Annotated in this window: 15 protein-coding genes; 13 read left to right on the plus strand and 2 right to left on the minus strand. The window is 52.9% G+C overall.

Annotation, left to right across the window (positions count from 1 at the left end; genetic code table 11):
* The first annotated feature begins 316 nt into the window (after nucleotides 1-316).
* From cspE to AC2FCQ_RS18540, 6 genes are all read left to right on the plus strand, one after another.
* The gene (gene cspE / locus AC2FCQ_RS18515; protein ID WP_020826136.1) at nucleotides 317-526 is read left to right on the plus strand and encodes a transcription antiterminator/RNA stability regulator CspE; all 210 of its coding nucleotides are present in this window, start codon (nucleotides 317-319) and stop codon (nucleotides 524-526) included.
* A 220-nt stretch (nucleotides 527-746) separates the two neighbouring features.
* Nucleotides 747-968 carry a cold-shock protein gene (locus AC2FCQ_RS18520; RefSeq protein WP_006320799.1) on the plus strand — a complete coding sequence of 74 codons (222 nt, stop codon included), beginning with the start codon at nucleotides 747-749 and terminating at the stop codon, nucleotides 966-968.
* A gap of 110 nt (nucleotides 969-1,078) precedes the next feature.
* Nucleotides 1,079-2,305 carry a winged helix-turn-helix domain-containing protein gene (locus tag AC2FCQ_RS18525; protein ID WP_490308736.1) on the plus strand — a complete coding sequence of 409 codons (1,227 nt, stop codon included), beginning with the start codon at nucleotides 1,079-1,081 and terminating at the stop codon, nucleotides 2,303-2,305.
* A gap of 289 nt (nucleotides 2,306-2,594) precedes the next feature.
* Nucleotides 2,595-2,777 carry a Trm112 family protein gene (locus tag AC2FCQ_RS18530; protein ID WP_490308735.1) on the plus strand — a complete coding sequence of 61 codons (183 nt, stop codon included), beginning with the start codon at nucleotides 2,595-2,597 and terminating at the stop codon, nucleotides 2,775-2,777.
* Nucleotides 2,774-3,523 carry a 3-deoxy-manno-octulosonate cytidylyltransferase gene (gene kdsB, locus AC2FCQ_RS18535; RefSeq protein WP_209632572.1) on the plus strand — a complete coding sequence of 250 codons (750 nt, stop codon included), beginning with the start codon at nucleotides 2,774-2,776 and terminating at the stop codon, nucleotides 3,521-3,523. The genes AC2FCQ_RS18530 and kdsB overlap by 4 nt, the downstream gene beginning before the upstream one ends.
* Before the next feature lie 147 nt (nucleotides 3,524-3,670).
* Nucleotides 3,671-4,567 carry a YcbJ family phosphotransferase gene (locus AC2FCQ_RS18540; RefSeq protein ID WP_265555154.1) on the plus strand — a complete coding sequence of 299 codons (897 nt, stop codon included), beginning with the start codon at nucleotides 3,671-3,673 and terminating at the stop codon, nucleotides 4,565-4,567.
* Between the two features lie 6 nt (nucleotides 4,568-4,573).
* On the opposite strand, the gene elyC is transcribed toward AC2FCQ_RS18540, so the two are convergent.
* Nucleotides 4,574-5,347, minus strand: a complete 774-nt coding sequence (gene elyC, locus AC2FCQ_RS18545) for an envelope biogenesis factor ElyC (protein WP_490308734.1) — start codon at nucleotides 5,345-5,347, stop codon at nucleotides 4,574-4,576.
* A gap of 151 nt (nucleotides 5,348-5,498) precedes the next feature.
* On the opposite strand from elyC, the gene cmoM reads away from it, so the two are divergent.
* The 7 genes from cmoM (at nucleotide 5,499) to AC2FCQ_RS18580 (ending at nucleotide 16,274) form a co-directional block, all read left to right on the plus strand.
* Complete coding sequence (gene cmoM, locus AC2FCQ_RS18550) at nucleotides 5,499-6,284, plus strand: tRNA uridine 5-oxyacetic acid(34) methyltransferase CmoM (RefSeq protein ID WP_037421971.1); 786 nt, start codon at nucleotides 5,499-5,501, stop codon at nucleotides 6,282-6,284.
* Nucleotides 6,281-7,603, plus strand: coding sequence for a chromosome partition protein MukF (mukF, locus tag AC2FCQ_RS18555; RefSeq protein WP_209632574.1), 1,323 nt, complete (start codon nucleotides 6,281-6,283; stop codon nucleotides 7,601-7,603). The genes cmoM and mukF overlap by 4 nt, the downstream gene beginning before the upstream one ends.
* The gene (mukE, locus tag AC2FCQ_RS18560; RefSeq protein WP_209632575.1) at nucleotides 7,584-8,312 is read left to right on the plus strand and encodes a chromosome partition protein MukE; all 729 of its coding nucleotides are present in this window, start codon (nucleotides 7,584-7,586) and stop codon (nucleotides 8,310-8,312) included. The genes mukF and mukE overlap by 20 nt, the downstream gene beginning before the upstream one ends.
* Nucleotides 8,309-12,757 (plus strand): chromosome partition protein MukB, encoded by a 4,449-nt coding sequence (gene mukB / locus AC2FCQ_RS18565; RefSeq protein WP_490308733.1) that lies wholly within the window; start codon nucleotides 8,309-8,311, stop codon nucleotides 12,755-12,757. The genes mukE and mukB overlap by 4 nt, the downstream gene beginning before the upstream one ends.
* A 223-nt stretch (nucleotides 12,758-12,980) precedes the next feature.
* A complete protein-coding gene (gene ldtD, locus AC2FCQ_RS18570) occupies nucleotides 12,981-14,828 on the plus strand; it encodes a L,D-transpeptidase (protein ID WP_209632577.1) in 1,848 nt (615 codons plus the stop codon).
* A gap of 181 nt (nucleotides 14,829-15,009) precedes the next feature.
* Nucleotides 15,010-15,558, plus strand: coding sequence for a peptidoglycan L,D-endopeptidase MepK (gene mepK / locus AC2FCQ_RS18575; protein WP_020826147.1), 549 nt, complete (start codon nucleotides 15,010-15,012; stop codon nucleotides 15,556-15,558).
* Between the two features lie 68 nt (nucleotides 15,559-15,626).
* Nucleotides 15,627-16,274 carry an MBL fold metallo-hydrolase gene (locus AC2FCQ_RS18580; RefSeq protein WP_490308732.1) on the plus strand — a complete coding sequence of 216 codons (648 nt, stop codon included), beginning with the start codon at nucleotides 15,627-15,629 and terminating at the stop codon, nucleotides 16,272-16,274.
* A 70-nt stretch (nucleotides 16,275-16,344) separates the two neighbouring features.
* Here AC2FCQ_RS18580 and AC2FCQ_RS18585 read toward each other — a convergent pair whose 3' ends face one another.
* Nucleotides 16,345-17,535: an amino acid aminotransferase gene (locus AC2FCQ_RS18585; protein ID WP_209632580.1), complete on the minus strand. Its 1,191-nt coding sequence runs from the start codon at nucleotides 17,533-17,535 to the stop codon at nucleotides 16,345-16,347.
* Nucleotides 17,536-17,642 lie beyond the last annotated feature (107 nt).

The raw sequence follows: 17,642 nt of genomic DNA on the forward strand, positions 1-17,642 counted from the left end.
CCACGAGTTTTACGTAAAAAAAGATAAATTAATCCATGCACAATCATAGACATAAAAAATTAACCGCAGGAATGATTAAAATAGGGCAATAAACCTCTTGTGCAAATGACGGATTTGTGAGTAAATGCAAGTCGGCCTGTGATGCAGACCTATTTATGTTCGAGTATAGAGTTAAGTAGTTCCTCCCAAAACGTTATCATCTGATTCCGCTTCAAAGACGAACCTTCTAAGTACCTCCCATAAGTAATGTTTCTAAAAACGGCCTAAATTGCCTTATGGCAGGTTTTGTATATATATATTTAAAAGGTAAATGTTAATGTCTAAGAAGACTGGTCAGGTTAAGTGGTTCAACGAAAGTAAAGGTTTTGGTTTTATTGAACAGAACGACGGTGGTAAAGATGTATTCGTACACTTCTCCGCAATCGCGACCGACGGTTTCAAAACTCTGGCTGAAGGCCAGCGTGTTGAGTACACCATCCAGGACAGCCCGCGCGGGCCGGCTGCCGCTAACGTTGTTGCTCTGTAAGTAAACAGGGAATAACGTAAAGAGATCTTAATACAACCATGATGAGGCGTTTAGCTGATTCATTGCGGAAGATATTAAGTTCAACAAGCCCGCCATTGTGCGGGTTTTTTAATTTTTGCTCACGAGAGGTTTCTTACGAAAAACTTTAGGATGGGCTGGTAGCGTCCAACAATAATAAAAATGACGTTGTTAAGGATGCTCAAGTAAAAGGATATAAGTTATGTTTAAAAATACTGTGTTACAAATGGGCCGTGTGAAATGGTTTGATCAGGCTGCAGGCTATGGCTTTATTTCACCGGTAGATGGCAGCGACGAAATTTATGTAAGCCGTCGTTCTATCGCCAATACTAAAAATAAATCACTAAACGAAGGTCAGAACGTCGAGTTCTCGATCTATCGCAGCTCTCATGGGCTGTCTGCGGCAGACGTTATCGCGTTCTGACCCATCCCCTTCCTCGCCAGTGCCGGTGCCGCCACCCCAAGCACTGGCGAAGATAAATTTCCCGATATCCACTATTATCAAACGATTGTTTAATCGTTTCGGATTTCAGGATGATTACCCCGGTTATTTCTCTGACTGCCGCCCGTGCACTCCATCTTGCTGCGCAAGGGCTGTTATCCCCAATGAAACGCAAAGCCAAACCCGACGATGTGGTTGCCGCTATTGAGCGTATGGGACTCCTGCAAATTGATACCATCAGTGTGGTCGCGCGTAGCCCTTACCTAGTACTCTTCAGTCGCCTGGGCGACTATCAGCCAGAATGGTTGGAGCAGGCCCTGGCGGGCCGCCGCTTGTTTGAGTATTGGGCGCATGAAGCCTGTTTCTTACCCATTGAAGATTTTGGCCTGTTGCGCCACCGCATGTTGCAGCCGCAGGAGATGGGGTGGAAGTATTCCGAAGAATGGATGCAGGAACACCAGTCGGCAATTGCGTCGCTCTTACGGCATATTGAAACCGGTGGCCCGGTTCGTTCGGCGGATTTCAGTGCAGAGAAAAAAGGAAATAGCGGCTGGTGGGACTGGAAACCGGAAAAGCGCCACCTCGAAATTTTATTCACTGCGGGTAAGTTGATGGTTGCTGAACGGCGCAACTTCCACCGTGTTTACGATTTGACGGAAAGGCTATTGCCGCATTGGGATGATAGCCGACACACGTTATCCACCGAGCATGCGCGGCATGAGATGCTCAGCCGCACCTGTCGTTTCTTGGGGCTCTTCAAAGCCGAATGGTTGGCAGATTACTACCGTTTGAAACGTGTTGCCCCGAAAGCACTGCTGGCGTCGTTACAACAAAAGGGCGATGTGTTACCCGTGTTGATCGACGGCTTGGACGGCGAGTTTTACGTGCACCATTCACTGGCGAAGGAGCTACAACAGGCGGAGCAGGGAACCTTAAAATCCAGCGTGACCACATTACTTTCCCCTTTTGATCCCGTGGTCTGGGACCGTCGCCGTGCGCTGGAACTGTTCAATTTTGACTATCGGCTGGAATGTTATACACCCAAAGAAAAGCGGCAATATGGTTACTTCACGCTGCCTGTATTGCAGCGGGGTGAGTTGATAGGCCGTATTGATGCAAAAATGCATCGTCGGCAAGGTGTCTTTGAAATTATCAGTTTCCATCCGCAGGCCAAGGTTCGTTTTGGTAAACAGCGTGCGCAGGATATCCGACAGGCGATAACGCGCAGTGCAAAATGGCACGGGGCGAAACAGGTTCTGGTGGGTAATATTCCGGCGCAACTGGCCGTTGAGTGGGGTGAAGGCTGGGAGGTGGTATAACGAACGGCACTTTGGGCGTGGGTAAAACGAATTCCAGCACCGCTCGTTACAATGGGGTGCCTCAGTTGCTGAAGTTGGCAAACAGGGCGATGATCTTATGAATACGTTTGATCATGATAAATTTATTTTTGTGACTCAAGTCACAAAATTCTACGCCTGCGTTGAAGGCAATTCAATCCCCTTTGCAGATTAAAAGTGCCCTGGTAAACAGCCGATGATTAACCTGGCGCATAGCGTTATGCTATCCTCACCCACTTTCCGTACGTTAGATCTCCACCCTGGAGGAAGCATGGACCACCGTTTACTCGAAATCGTTGCCTGCCCGGTCTGCAACGGTAAGCTCTATTTCAATAAAGAAAACCAGGAATTGGTGTGTAAAGTGGATGGCCTGGCCTATCCGCTGCACGATGGCATTCCCGTCCTGCTGGAAAATGAAGCGCGGGCGCTGTCATTGGATGAGAAACACGCATGAGTTTTATCGCTATTATTCCAGCACGTTATGCATCAACCCGTTTGCCGGGGAAACCTTTGGCCGACATTCACGGTAAGCCAATGGTGGTGCACGTAATGGAACGTGCACGTGAGTCAGGGGCTAGCCGCGTGATTGTTGCGACCGATCACCCAGCGGTAGCTGATGCGGTTAAAGCGGCAGGTGGTGAAGTTTGCATGACCCGGCCCGACCATAATTCCGGTACCGAGCGTCTTGCGGAAGTGATTGAGCACTATGGTTTTAGCGATGACGAAATCATTGTTAATGTCCAGGGTGACGAGCCGCTGATTCCACCGGTCATTGTACGTCAGGTCGCTGAAAACCTGGCGGGTAGCCAAGCGGGTATGGCGACCCTTGCGGTGCCAATCGACAGCGCAGAAGAAGCGTTTAACCCCAATGCAGTCAAAGTGGTTATGGATGCGCAGGGTTATGCACTCTATTTTTCACGTGCCACTATTCCTTGGGATCGTGAGCGTTTTGCGCAATCCAAAGAAAGCATTGGTGACAGCCTGTTACGCCATATCGGCATTTACGCTTATCGTGCCGGTTTTGTGCGCCGTTATGTCACCTGGGCACCAAGCCAACTTGAGCAGATAGAGTTGCTGGAACAGTTGCGGGTGCTTTGGTATGGTGAAAAAATCCACGTAGCGGTTGCCAAAGCAGTGCCGACAGTGGGTGTTGATACGCCGGAAGATCTGCAGCGCGTGCGCGACAGTATCAAAGGCTGAGCATTGAACGTCGGCGCGTCACACAGCGCGTCGGCGGTATAATTTCCCTTCTTATATCCCCATTTTGTTGATCTGCGTTGAAGAATTTTTCTGCTCACCGTTCGATGATATCAGCGTCTCTTCTTTTCCTCTTGAGGCCATTTTCATATGGAGCAGTTACGCGCCGAACTGAGTATTGTGCTGGGTGAACCGATCAGCCGACTGGAACGCGTTAGCGAACAGCCTTATGCACACATGTATTCGCTGTATGACCAACAAGGCCATGCGATCCCGCTAATGGCAAAAAGCTTTGTCTGTCAGGGTATCGCCCAACAAGAGTCTTACAAGTTATCGATGCTGTCCCGGGAAGGGGATATTCGCCTGCCGACGGTGTATGGCGTGGTCTATACCCATCAAGCGCCCTATAAAGAAATCTTGTTGATCGAACGGTTACGTGGCGTATCTGCAGAAGCACCAACGCGTACGCCGAACCGGTGGAATACGCTAATGGAACAGATTGTCGATGGTGTGTTGGCCTGGCACCGTATCGACAGCCATGGCTGCGTCGGTACGGTTGACAGCACCCAGGAAAATGATTGGTTTTGTTGGTATCAACAGCGGATAGAGGTGTTGTGGTCGACAGTCTGCAATCTTAACTCGCCACAGTTGACCATGGCCGATCGCCGTTTGTTGTACCGTACGCGCGAAGCACTGACCCATTTTTTTGTCGGATTCGACGATCCCTGCGTGCTGGTGCACGGTAACCTGTCGTTGCGCAGCATGCTGAAAGATCCGAAAAGTGACCAGCTGTTGGCAATGCTGAACCCGGGAATGATGCTGTGGGCTCCACGTGAATATGAGTTATTCCGGCTGTGTGAGGCGGGGATGCCAAGTCAGCTCTTGTTCTATTATTTGCAACGGGCACCGGTTGCGGAGTCCTTCCTGGCACGGCGTTGGTTGTATGTCGTGTGGGAAGCGATTGGGCGGTTAGTCCATACCGGCAAGCTTGAGCGACAACCCTTCGATTATGCCTCAAAACAGCTGTTGCCCTGGCTTGCCGGTTAAGGCCCGTTAGTCGACAGAAACCTCATCGGCTCCTTTCAGCCACTGCCACAGGCTGCCCAGCGTTTCATACCAGGCGCGCTCGCTGTGGCCGAGGAACATCGCCGACGGCACGACGCGATCCCAAATGTTCAAACGCGAGCTGATGGCCAACTGATTGGCCGGTGCCGGAATCGGGTAAAGCCCCTTGGCTTCAAAGAACCGCATGGCCCTTGGCAAATGGTTAGCCGATGTCACTAAAATAAACGGCTGCTGACCCACCAGTTTAGACACCTGTGATGCCTCCTGCTCTGTATCCATCGGACGATCCAACAACACAATGTCGCTGTTCGGCACACCCAGACTTTCCGCGACGCGCGCTGCCGTCGCCGCGTTGCTCAAGGTATGCGGGCCACCGGCCCCGGTGAACACCATTTTCGCTCCAGGGTGCGCGAGGTATAAACGCACACCTTCTGTTACCCTCGGCAGGCTATTGCCGATCAGATTGGAGCTTGGTGCCCAGTCCGGGTTAAAGGTATAGCCACCCCCCAGTACCACGATATAGTTTACCGGGTCAGTGCCGCGATAGGTGACATACTCTGACTCTATGGGCCGTAACAGCCTATCGGCCACGGGCTGCAGGCTGAAAAGCAATAAAAACAGCCAGCTCAGCGTCAAAATGACCCTGCCGCTTTTTTGCCAACGAGTGAACCAGAGCAGTAACAGCGCCAGTCCCATGAGCAGCAGCAGCGCAGGTAACGGCATTAAAATGGCGCCAATGAACTTTTTCAGGTTAAAGAGCATCAAAAATCAGGTCCTTTTGGGCGAAAAAACGACATCTGGGCACAATCAGGCCGCAAGAAGATTCATTCTAAGCCAGTCTGTGCCAAAATAGCAGGTTTGAATGGGCTGGCACTTTGCCCCCAGAAGAATAAGATCAGCGGAGCCGTAGTCCATGCAGGATCGCAATTTTGACGATATTGCTGAAAAGTTTGCGCGTAATATTTACGGCACCACTAAAGGTAAAATCCGCCAGGCCGTGGTCTGGCAGGATCTGACCACGCTGCTGGCCCAGTTGCCGCAGCGGCCGCTGCGCATTCTGGATGCCGGCGGTGGCGAAGGCCATATGGCCTGCCAACTGGCAGAATTAGGACATCAGGTGTTGTTGTGCGATCTTTCTGGTGAGATGATCCAACGCGCCGCGTCGCTGGCTGAGCAGAAAGGTGTGAGCCAGAACATGCAATTCATACAAAGTTCTGCGCAGGACATTGGCCAACACTTGGAACAGCCGGTTGATCTGATATTGTTTCATGCGGTGCTTGAATGGATCGCTGAACCTGAGGCAGCTTTACAGGCATTGTCTGACTGCTTGTTACCAGGCGGTGCGCTGTCATTGATGTTCTTTAATGCTAATGGCCTCTTGATGCGTAACGTGGTGTTGGGTAATTTCCAACTGGTGAACCCAGAGGTCAGAAGGCGCAGAAAGCGTTCGTTGTCACCACAGTATCCGCATAGCCCGCCACAGGTGTATGGCTGGCTGGAACAGTTGGGCATGCGCATCAGCGGCAAAACCGGGGTGCGGGTGTTCCACGATTATCTGCAGAGTAGGCAGCTTCAGACACAAAAATTTGAAGAGCTATTGGCGCTTGAACAGCACTATTGCCGGCAGGAGCCGTACGTGAGTTTGGGGCGCTATATTCACGTCATGGCGCATAAACCAAACCTGAAGGACGAACTATGAGTGAATTTTCCCAGACAGTACCCGAACTGGTCGCCTGGGCACGGAAAAATGATTTCTCTATTTCGCTCCCTACGGAGCGTCTCGCGTTTTTGCTCGCTATTGCCACATTAAATGGCGAGCGGCTGGACGGCGAGATGAGCGAAGGTGAGCTGGTTGATGCATTTCGCCATGTCAGCAAAGGTTTCGAACAGACGCATGAAACGGTGGCAGTCCGTGCCAACAATGCGATTAACGACATGGTGCGCCAGCGCCTGTTAAACCGCTTTACCAGCGAACTGGCAGACGGCAATGCGATTTACCGTCTGACGCCGCTGGGCATAGGTATTACTGATTACTATATCCGTCAGCGCGAATTCTCTACGCTGCGTTTGTCGATGCAGCTATCGATCGTCGCGCAGGAACTGAAACGTGCTGCCGATGCCGCCGAAGAGGGTGGCGATGATTTCCACTGGCACCGCAACGTGTTTGCACCGTTAAAATATTCAGTGGCAGAAATATTCGACAGCATCGACATGACCCAGCGGGTGATGGATGAGCAACAGCAAGGCGTGAAAGAGGATATCGCAGCCTTGCTGAATCAGGATTGGCGTGCAGCGATCTCCAGCTGTGAAATGCTACTATCCGAGACCTCGGGCACCTTACGTGAACTGCAAGATACGCTGGAAGCGGCGGGCGACAAGCTGCAAGCCAACCTGCTGCGCATTCAGGATGCAACGCTCGGTGGGGCTGAGCTAGGTTTTGTCGACAAACTGGTGTTTGATCTGCAAAGCAAGCTCGACCGCATTATCAGCTGGGGGCAACAGGCAATCGACCTGTGGATCGGCTACGACCGCCACGTGCATAAATTTATCCGTACCGCTATCGATATGGATAAAAACCGTGTGTTCGCACAGCGCCTGCGTCAGTCGGTACAAAATTATTTCGATAATCCATGGACGCTGACCCATGCCAACGCCGATCGCCTGCTGGATATGCGTGACGAAGAACTGGCGTTGCGCAGTGAGGAAGTGACCGGGGAATTGCCGCCGGATCTGGAATTTGAAGAATTCAGCGAAATCCGCGAACAGCTGGCGGCGATGATCGAACAAGCGTTGAAAATTTATCAGGAACAACAGATGCCGCTCAATTTAGGAGCGGTAATGCGCGATTATCTGGCGCAATATCCGCGAGCTCGTCACTTTGACGTGGCTCGTTTAGTGGTCGACCAGGCAGTGCGCCTTGGTGTGGCTGAAGCAGATTTTTCAGGGTTGCCGGCGCAATGGCAGGCAATCAATGATTACGGAGCCAAGGTCCAGGCCCATGTCATCGACAAATATTGAACAAGTAATGCCAGTTAAGCTGGCCAAGGCATTGTCTAACTCGCTGTTCCCGGCGCTGGACAGCCAACTGCGTGCGGGTCGTCACATCGGTATCGATGAACTGGACAACCACGCTTTCTTAATGGATTTCCAGGATGAACTGGAAGAGTTTTATGCCCGCTACAGCGTGGAGTTGATCCGGGCACCGGAAGGGTTCTTCTACCTACGCCCACGTTCCACGACGTTGATCCCGCGTTCGGTGTTGTCTGAGCTGGATATGATGGTGGGTAAAATCCTGTGCTATCTCTACCTCAGCCCGGAACGTTTGGCGCATGAAGGGATATTCAGCCATCAGGAACTGTACGACGAGTTATTGAGCCTGGCCGACGAAACCAAATTGCTGAAATTCGTTAACCAACGTTCCACGGGGTCGGATCTCGATCGTCAGAAACTGCACGAGAAAGTGCGAACGTCACTGAACCGCCTGCGTCGCCTGGGCATGATCTATTTTATGGGCAGCGACAGCAACAAGTTCCGCATCACGGAGGCGGTATTCCGCTTTGGTGCAGACGTGCGTAGTGGTGACGATCCGCGTGAAGCGCAGTTGCGTATGATTCGTGACGGCGAAGCTATGCCGGTTGAGAACAGCCTGTCGCTGAATGATGAAAGCGATGCTGAAGACTCGCAGCTGGATAACACTCCGGACAGTGCAGAGGATGAACAGGAATGATTGAACGCGGTAAATTTCGCTCGCTGACGCTGGTCAACTGGAACGGTTTTTTCGCCCGCACCTTTGATCTCGATGAGTTGGTGACCACGCTGTCTGGCGGTAACGGGGCAGGGAAATCCACCACCATGGCGGCTTTCGTCACTGCGTTGATTCCTGATTTGACGCTGTTGCACTTCCGTAATACCACCGAAGCCGGTGCTACCAGCGGCTCACGCGATAAAGGCTTGCACGGTAAGCTACGCGCCGGGGTGTGTTATTCCACCCTCGATGTGATCAACTCGCGTCATCAACGCGTTGTGGTTGGTGTGCGTCTGCAGCAGGTAGCAGGGCGCGATCGCAAGGTGGATATCAAGCCGTTCACCATCCAGGGGCTGCCAACGGCGGTACAGCCTACGGAGCTGCTGACCCAAACGGTTGGCGAACGCCAGGCTCGTGTGTTGACGCTGCAGGAACTGAAAGAGCGCGTTGAAGAGATGGAAGGCGTGCAGTTCAAGCAGTTCAACTCCATTACCGACTATCACTCATTAATGTTCGATTTGGGCGTGATCCCCAAACGTCTGCGTTCATCGTCAGATCGCAGTAAGTTTTATCGCCTGATCGAGGCCTCGCTGTATGGCGGTATTTCCAGCGCCATCACCCGCTCGTTACGTGACTATTTGTTGCCGGAAAACAGCGGCGTGCGCAAGGCATTCCAGGACATGGAAGCGGCGTTGCGTGAAAACCGCATGACGCTGGAAGCAATCCGCGTTACCCAGACTGACCGTGATCTGTTCAAACACCTGATTTCCGAAGCCACATCCTATGTGGCGGCTGACTATATGCGTCATGCCAATGAACGCCGCATCCATTTGGACGGCGCGTTGGCGTTGCGCAGCGATCTGCTGGGCAGCCGCAAACAGCTGGCAGCCGAGCAATATCGCCATGTGGAAATGGCGCGTGAACTGGCGGAGCAGAGCGGTGCGGAATCCGATCTGGAAACCGATTACCAGGCCGCCAGCGATCACTTGAATCTGGTGCAGACGGCGATGCGTCAGCAGGAAAAGATCGAGCGCTATGAAGGCGATCTGGAAGAGCTGACCTACCGACTGGAAGAACAGAACGAAGTGGTGGCAGAGGCCAGTGAACAGCAGGCCGAAAACGAAGCGCGTGCCGAGGCAGCCGAACTGGAGGTGGATGAGCTGAAAAGCCAGCTCGCTGACTACCAGCAGGCGTTGGACGTGCAGCAGACCCGCGCCATTCAATACCAGCAGGCGTTGCAGGCGCTGGAACGTGCTCGTGCCCTGTGCCAACTGCCGGAACTGAGTGCCGAGAATGCGGAAGAGTGGCTCGATACTTTCCAGGCTCGTGAGCAGGAAGCGACGGAAGCGTTGCTGATGCTGGAGCAGAAACTGAGCGTAGCCGACGCCGCACACGGCCAGTTTGAACAAGCCTATCAGCTGGTAGGCAAAATTGCCGGTCAGGTCAGCCGTAGCGAAGCCTGGCAGTGTGCACGTGAGTTACTGCGCGACTGGCCTTCACAGCAACACCTTGCCGAGCGCGTGCAGCCGTTGCGCATGCGTTTGAGTGAGCTGGAACAGCGTTTACGTTCTCAGCAGGACGCCGAGCGTCTGTTGCAAGAATTCTGCAAACGTCATGGCCAACAGTATCAACCGGACGATCTTGAGGCACTGCAGCAAGAACTGGAAGAGCGTCTGGAATCCTTGTCGCAAAGCGTCAGTGATGCTGGCGAACGCCGGATGGAAATGCGCCAGGAACTGGAGCAAATCCAACAGCGTATCCGCGAACTCACTGCCCGTGCCCCAATCTGGTTGGCAGCGCAGGATTCACTGAGTCAACTCAGTGAGCAAAGTGGCGAAGCGTTTGAAAACAGCCAGCAAGTCACCGAGTACATGCAGCAATTGCTGGAGCGCGAGCGTGAAACCACGGTAGAGCGTGACGAGGTCGCGGCAGGCAAGCGTGCCGTTGAAGCGCAGATCGAACGTCTCAGCCAGCCAGGCGGTGCCGAAGATCAGCGTCTGGTTACGTTGGCCGAACGTTTTGGCGGCGTATTGCTCTCTGAAATCTATGACGATGTCACCATCGATGATGCACCTTACTTCTCCGCGCTGTATGGTCCGTCACGCCATGCGATCGTGGTGCCGGATTTGTCGCTGGTGCGCGAGATGTTGGAAGGTCTGGAAGACTGCCCGGAAGATCTCTACTTGATCGAAGGGGATCCGCAGTCATTTGATGACAGCGTCTTTGCGGTCGAAGAGCAAGACAGGGCGGTGTTGGTGAAAACCGCTGAGCGCCAGTGGCGCTACTCGCGTTATCCGGACGTGCCGTTGTTTGGCCGCGCCGCACGTGAGAACCGCTTGGAAGTGCTGCATGGTGAACGGGAAAAACTGGCAGAGTGTTACGCGACGTTGTCTTTCGACGTGCAGAAGACCCAGCGTTCGCATCAGGCCTTCAGCCGTTTCATTGGTTCCCATCTGGCAGTGGCATTTGACGCCGATCCAGAGGCGGAAATCCGTGGCCTCACGACACGCCGTGGGGAAATCGAACGCGCTCTGAATAACCATGAGGCACAGAATCAACAACAACGTCAGCAATATGATCAGGCGAAAGAGGGCATCTCTGCGCTGAATCGCCTGATGCCGCTGGTTTCATTGTTAAACGATGAAACCTTGCAGGATCGCGTTGAGGAAATCCGTGAAGAATTGGAAGAGGCGCAGGATGCTGCACGCCATATCCAGCAGCACAGTGTTTCACTGACCAAGCTGGAACCGCTGTTGTCGGTGTTGCAGAGCGATCCGCAACAGCACGAACAGTTGCAGCAGGATTACACTCAGGCACAGAGCGTACAGCGCCAGGCCAAGCAGCAGGCGTTTGCCCTGACTGAAGTAGTACAGCGTCGTGCACACTTCAGCTATACCGATTCTGCCGGTATGCAAAATGCCAACAACGATTTGAATGACAAGCTGCGCCAACGTTTGGAACACGCGGAAGCGGAACGTACCCGCGCCCGTGAACAGCTGCGTCAGTATCAGACTCAATTTACCCAGTACAGCCAGGTGTTGGCGTCGCTTAAAAGCTCGTATGACGCTAAGCGCGATATGCTCAAAGAATTGAGCCAGGAGCTGGTGGACATTGGCGTGCAGGCGGATGCCAATGCCGAGGCGCGCGCACGTGCGCGTCGTGATGAATTACATGCCGGGCTGAGCAACAACCGTGCGCGGCGTAATCAGTTGGAAAAGCAACTGACCTTCTGCGAAGCGGAAATGGACAGCCTGCAGAAGAAACTGCGCAAGCTTGAGCGGGATTATTATCAGCTGCGTGAGCAGGTCGTCACTGCCAAAGCCGGCTGGTGCGCGGTCATGCGCATGGTGAAAGACAACGGGGTTGAACGTCGTCTGCATCGTCGTGAACTGGCCTATATGGACGGTGACGAGCTGCGTTCAATGTCGGATAAGGCTCTTGGTGCATTGCGTCTGGCGGTGTCGGATAACGAACACCTGCGTGATGTACTGCGTCTTTCTGAAGATCCTAAGCGCCCAGAACGCAAGATTCAGTTCTATATCGCGGTATACCAACATCTGCGTGAGCGTATTCGTCAGGACATCATCCGTACCGACGACCCGGTTGAAGCCATCGAACAGATGGAGATTGAACTGGGCCGCCTGACGGAAGAATTGACGGCACGTGAGCAGAAGCTGGCGATCAGTTCCAAGAGCGTGGCGAACATCATTCGCAAAACGATCCAGCGTGAACAAAACCGTATCCGCATGCTCAACCAGGGTTTGCAGGCGGTTTCCTTCGGGCAGGTGAAAAGCGTACGACTGAACGTCAACGTGCGTGAAGCACATGCGACTCTTTTGGATGTGCTTTCCGAACAGCAGGAACAACATCAGGATCTGTTCAACAGCAACCGCCTGACCTTCTCCGAAGCGCTGGCCAAGCTCTATCAACGCCTGAATCCCCAGATTGATATGGGGCAACGCACGCCGCAAACTATTGGCGAAGAGTTGCTGGATTACCGTAACTACCTGGAACTGGAAGTGGAAGTCTTCCGCGGCTCCGATGGTTGGTTGCGTGCTGAGAGTGGTGCGCTGTCAACCGGGGAAGCGATCGGTACCGGGATGTCGATTTTGGTGATGGTCGTGCAGAGCTGGGAAGAAGAGTCCCGTCGCCTGCGCGGTAAAGATATTTCCCCATGTCGCCTGCTGTTCCTCGACGAAGCTGCGCGACTGGATGCCAAATCCATCGCGACGTTGTTTGAGTTGTGCGATCGTCTGGAAATGCAGCTGATCATCGCGGCACCGGAAAACATCAGCCCGGAAAAAGGCACGACGTATAAGTTGGTGCGTAAGGTGTTCCAGAACCATGAACACGTACATGTCGTGGGGTTGCGCGGTTTCGCTAACGAGCCGCCTGCGTTAGGCGTCACTGCGGCAGAAACGCCGTAAACGGAGAAAAGCCCACTAATAATCTGAAAATAGCCGCCTTGGGGTGGCTATTTTTTTGTGCGCATGGATGATGGTCCTGCTTTTTTATCCGTTTAAAACCGGGTAGCTTAATGAAATAACAGTTATTCATAAGCGCCCAAGGGCAAAATGGCTTTTCTGTTCGTATACTGAAACTAATAAGCTGTCTTGGTTGTATTTTTTGTGAGCATACAGGGGGCAATGGATGTTGCTTAGAAATGGAAACACGGTACGGCGTCTGGCGTTGAGTTGCGCAATTGCATGTGGTCTGGCGTCGTCATTACCCGTATGGGCAACCGTTCCTGCCTTTCCGGTAGCGTCATCTGGCATGTCAGTCGCGCAAAGTCGTTCGGAATTGCTTGCTGCTTTGCCAAAAGGTATTACACCACATTATCTCTCAACGCTTGCTCCTCTGTACGCGGCGAACCGGATGCAATTGATGTGGCAGGATCGCGAAGCGGTTCAGCAGTTCCAGCAACAGCTTGCCGAATTGGCGATGTCCGGTGTGCAGCCGCAGTTTACCCAATGGGTAAAACAGTTGACCGATCCAGCCATTACCGATGTGGCGCGCGACGTCGTACTGTCTGACGCGATGTTGGGTTATTTGCAGTTTGTTTCGTCGATCGGTGCCAATGGCAATAGCTGGTTGTACAGCAATATTCCTTACAAACTCGGTCTGCCGCCTAATACGGTGATAAACCAATGGCAACTGGCGGTGCGCCAGGGCAAGACCCTGGCGTATGTGACTTCGCTCGCACCTCAGCACCCGCAATACGCCAAGATGCATCAGGCATTACGCGATATGCTGGCCGACAATCGTCCCTGGCCGCAAATGGCGAATGGGCCGAGCTTACGCCCAGATCAACTGAGCAATGATATTCCCGCCCTGCGTGAGATATTGGCGCGCAACGGCATGTTAACCACGACGGCCACTGCTGCGCCGGATGAAACACAGGATCCGCCTGCGGTATTAACGGGTTCGCGTAATGAACCCGATGACGGTGGTCTCTCTGTCGATGAAGAGAAAAATCGCGAGGCCAAGATTGCTGTCGTAAGTCCAGCGGCTGCACCGGTAAAAGATATCGTACCTACACCACAATCTCCGTTTTCACAGCAGTCTGAAAGCCCGGTGACGGTCACGGATAATCGCTATACCAACGATCTGGTTGAGGGCGTTAAACGCTTCCAGAAATGGCAAGGCTTGAGTGCGGATGGCGTGATAGGCCCGCGTACGCGTGAATGGCTTAATGTGACGCCACAAATGCGTGCCTCACTGTTGGCGCTGAATATCCAACGTTTACGCATTCTTCCCGGCCATGTGGGCACCGGGATCATGGTGAATATTCCAAACTACTCATTGACGTATTATCAGAACGGCAATGAAGTGCTTTCTTCGCGAGTGATCGTCGGCAGACCAAGCCGCAAGACGCCGTTGATGAACAGTGCGCTGAATAACGTGGTGGTTAACCCACCTTGGAACGTGCCGACTACGCTGGTGCGCGAGGATATCGTGCCGAAGGCGATGCGTGACGGCAGCTACTTCCAGAAACACGGTTATACCGTGCTTTCCGGCTGGAGCAACGATGCTGAGGTGATTAACCCCGCAATGATCGACTGGAACATGGTTTCTGCCCGCAACTTCCCGTACCGGATTCGTCAGGCGCCAGGTGCCACCAACTCGTTGGGTCGCTTTAAATTCAACATGCCAAGCTCGGATGCCATCTACCTGCACGATACGCCTAACCATAACCTGTTCCAGAAAGACATTCGCGCTTTGAGCTCAGGCTGTGTGCGGGTCAATAAGGCATCGGATTTGGCAAACATGTTGTTGCAGGATGCGGGTTGGAATAACACACGTGTGTCGTCCACCTTGAAAGAGGGGAATACCACCTACGTGAATATCCGTCAGCATATCCCGGTTAAATTGTATTATTTAACCGCCTGGGTTTCTGATGATGGAAAACCACAATTCCGCACAGATATTTACAATTATGATGATACGGTGAGATCGGGTGCACAAATTTTGGCTCAGGCCGAAAAATTAATGCAATAAATGCAGTAATTATAAATAAATAACGGTCAGAATATCGGGCCATGATGCAGGCACTCATCACGTGAGTGCCTGCAAGCCGCGGGACATCACGGGTTGACTCAGCCAGTGTGGGCGGTTATGGTTCAGGCAGTGCGCTGTTTTGTGCATATATTTTGATATTCTTGCCGGGTTTAACAGAAACATGGACAAAATTGATCATCATCGCCGTAAATGGCTGGCGCTAGGTAGCGCTGCCGTGGGCATAGCGCTGCTCCCTGGGCAAGCCTTTGCCAGTCTTTCTACTTCGCGCCCGCGTATTCTGGTTGTAAATAACATGCATACGGGCGAATCTCTGAAAGCCGAATTCTTTGACGGCAAGGGATATAATAAAGATGAATTAGTTCGTCTTAATCATCTCTTCCGTGACTATCGCGCAAATAAGGTTAAATCGATCGATCCCCGTTTGTTTGATCATCTCTATCGTCTGCAAGGTCTGTTGGGCACCAACAAACCGGTACAGTTGGTTTCAGGTTATCGTTCGTTGGACACCAACAATGAGCTGCGCGAGCGCAGCCGCGGTGTGGCCAAACACAGCTACCACACCAAGGGACAGGCGATGGACTTCCATATCGAAGGCATCCAGTTGAGTAATATCCGCAAAGCGGCGTTAAAAATGAGCGCCGGTGGTGTAGGATATTACCCACGTAGCAACTTTGTACACATCGATACCGGCCCGGTGCGGACCTGGTAATCGCTGTGTACCATAATTATAAATAGCGCCAGCCCGTCAGGGTATGGCGATGTTGTGGTTGGAGCCTTATGAAATACCAAATTATCCCCGTAACTGCTTTTAGTCAGAACTGCAGCCTGATCTGGTGTGAGATCACTCAGCAGGCGGCGCTGGTCGATCCAGGCGGCGAGCCGGAAAAGTTAAAGGCCGAAATTGCCAAACAGGGCGTGACAATCACGCAGATTCTGCTGACGCATGGTCATCTTGATCATGTAGGCGCAGCGGCGGAGCTGGCTGAACACTATCAGGTGCCGATCTATGGCCCGGATAAGGAAGACGCATTCTGGTTAGACGGCCTGCCTGCACAGAGCCAAATGTTTGGACTGGAAGAATGTGCGCCACTGACGCCAACCCAATGGCTGGAAGAAGGGGACAACGTGCAGGTGGGCGAAATGACGCTTAATGTGCTGCATTGCCCGGGGCATACTCCAGGCCATATCGTTTTTATTAACGAGCAGGCGCGGTTAGCGCTGGTGGGGGATGTACTGTTTAACGGCGGTGTCGGCCGCAGCGACTTCCCACGTGGCGACCATCAGGCATTGATCAACTCCATCCGCACCAAGCTATTGCCCCAGGGCGATGACATGGCGTTTATTCCAGGGCATGGCCCTATGTCTACTTTCGGCCAGGAGCGTGAAACCAATCCGTTCCTGCGAGAGGAACCGGCCATCTGGTAAGATTATTTCCCGGCAGAAATAACAAAGGGGCGCTTTTAGCGCCCCTTTTGCTTATGAGATCCCGCAATCTTTAGAGTACGGCAACGATGGCTTCGCACAGCGGTGCCATATTGTCCGGCGTCATGCCGGCAACGTTAACACGGCCGGAGTTAACGGCGTAAACGCCAAACTCGTCACGCAGGCGCAGAACCTGTTCTTTCGTCAATCCACTGAACGAGAACATGCCGTTCTGATTGATGATAAAGCTGAAGTCCTGCTCCGCGCCTTTCTCCTGCAGGGTATTGACGAACAGCTGACGCATGCGGTGAATACGTTGACGCATATCGGTCAGCTCTTGCTCCCACAGCGCACGCAGCGCATCATCACCCAAAATGGTCGCAACAATAGCAGCGCCGTGTGACGGTGGGTTGGAGTAGTTGGCGCGAATGGCGGCTTTCACCTGGCTGAAGGCACGATCGGCGGTATCCGTGTCAGCGGCAACGACGGTGCAAGCACCAACGCGTTCGTTGTAAAGGCCGAAATTCTTGGAATAAGAACTGGCGACGATCAGTTCCTGATGCTTGGCAGCAAAAATACGCAGGCCCTGGGCATCTTCTTCCAGACCTTTGGCAAAGCCTTGATAAGCGAAGTCGAACAGCGGCAGCCAGCCGTTAGCGGCAGACAGTTCTGCCAACTGGGACCACTGTTCTGGCGTTGGATCTATGCCGGTCGGGTTATGGCAGCAGCCATGGAACAGGACGACATCACCGGCCTGAGCCTGTTTCAGGCTATTGAGCAGGCCATCAAAGTCCAGCGCATGATTAGCGGCATCGTAGTAGGCGTATTCCAATACTTCCAGACCGACGGCACCAAACACGTTTTTATGGTTTGGCCAGCTTGGGTTACTGATCCAGATACGCTTCGCGCTGGTTTGGTTGGCGATGAAGTCAGCTGCCACACGCAGGCCGCCGGTGCCACCTGGCGTTTGCGCAGTGCGTGCACGCTTGTCGGCAATGATTGGGCTTTGCTTGCCGAACAGCAGTTCTTGCGTGCAGTTGGCGAACGCAGGGATGCCTTCAATACCGAGATAGTTTTTGGTGGTTTCATTTTCCAGCAGATACTGCTCAGCTTTTTTAACGCTGGTCAGCACCGGGGTTTTACCGGTTTCATCTTTGTATACACCAATCCCCAGGTTGATTTTGTTAGGGCGGGCATCAGCGCGGAAAATGTCGGTCAGACCCAGGATAGGATCGGCAGGTGCAGCAGTGATTTTTTCAAACATGTCAGGTGCTTCCATGGCTCGGAGTTAAGCAGACAGAAGCATCAGGGTAACGCCAGTTATACGCTTTGCCAACCGTTTGCGAGAAAAACACCGCGATCTTGTGAAGG

It is taken from the genome of Serratia sp. CoH_134_PS_4 (assembly GCF_058190535.1).

What these genes read in the sequence shown, in the direction of transcription:
- cspE (WP_020826136.1), top strand. Translation starts at nt 317, where the DNA reads ATGTCTAAGAAGACTGGTCAGGTTAAGTGGTTCAACGAAAGTAAAGGT.
- AC2FCQ_RS18520 (WP_006320799.1), top strand. Translation starts at nt 747, where the DNA reads ATGTTTAAAAATACTGTGTTACAAATGGGCCGTGTGAAATGGTTTGAT.
- AC2FCQ_RS18525 (WP_490308736.1), top strand. Translation starts at nt 1,079, where the DNA reads ATGATTACCCCGGTTATTTCTCTGACTGCCGCCCGTGCACTCCATCTT.
- AC2FCQ_RS18530 (WP_490308735.1), top strand. Translation starts at nt 2,595, where the DNA reads ATGGACCACCGTTTACTCGAAATCGTTGCCTGCCCGGTCTGCAACGGT.
- kdsB (WP_209632572.1), top strand. Translation starts at nt 2,774, where the DNA reads ATGAGTTTTATCGCTATTATTCCAGCACGTTATGCATCAACCCGTTTG.
- AC2FCQ_RS18540 (WP_265555154.1), top strand. Translation starts at nt 3,671, where the DNA reads ATGGAGCAGTTACGCGCCGAACTGAGTATTGTGCTGGGTGAACCGATC.
- elyC (WP_490308734.1), bottom strand. Translation starts at nt 5,347, where the DNA reads ATGCTCTTTAACCTGAAAAAGTTCATTGGCGCCATTTTAATGCCGTTA.
- cmoM (WP_037421971.1), top strand. Translation starts at nt 5,499, where the DNA reads ATGCAGGATCGCAATTTTGACGATATTGCTGAAAAGTTTGCGCGTAAT.
- mukF (WP_209632574.1), top strand. Translation starts at nt 6,281, where the DNA reads ATGAGTGAATTTTCCCAGACAGTACCCGAACTGGTCGCCTGGGCACGG.
- mukE (WP_209632575.1), top strand. Translation starts at nt 7,584, where the DNA reads ATGTCATCGACAAATATTGAACAAGTAATGCCAGTTAAGCTGGCCAAG.
- mukB (WP_490308733.1), top strand. Translation starts at nt 8,309, where the DNA reads ATGATTGAACGCGGTAAATTTCGCTCGCTGACGCTGGTCAACTGGAAC.
- ldtD (WP_209632577.1), top strand. Translation starts at nt 12,981, where the DNA reads ATGTTGCTTAGAAATGGAAACACGGTACGGCGTCTGGCGTTGAGTTGC.
- mepK (WP_020826147.1), top strand. Translation starts at nt 15,010, where the DNA reads ATGGACAAAATTGATCATCATCGCCGTAAATGGCTGGCGCTAGGTAGC.
- AC2FCQ_RS18580 (WP_490308732.1), top strand. Translation starts at nt 15,627, where the DNA reads ATGAAATACCAAATTATCCCCGTAACTGCTTTTAGTCAGAACTGCAGC.
- AC2FCQ_RS18585 (WP_209632580.1), bottom strand. Translation starts at nt 17,535, where the DNA reads ATGTTTGAAAAAATCACTGCTGCACCTGCCGATCCTATCCTGGGTCTG.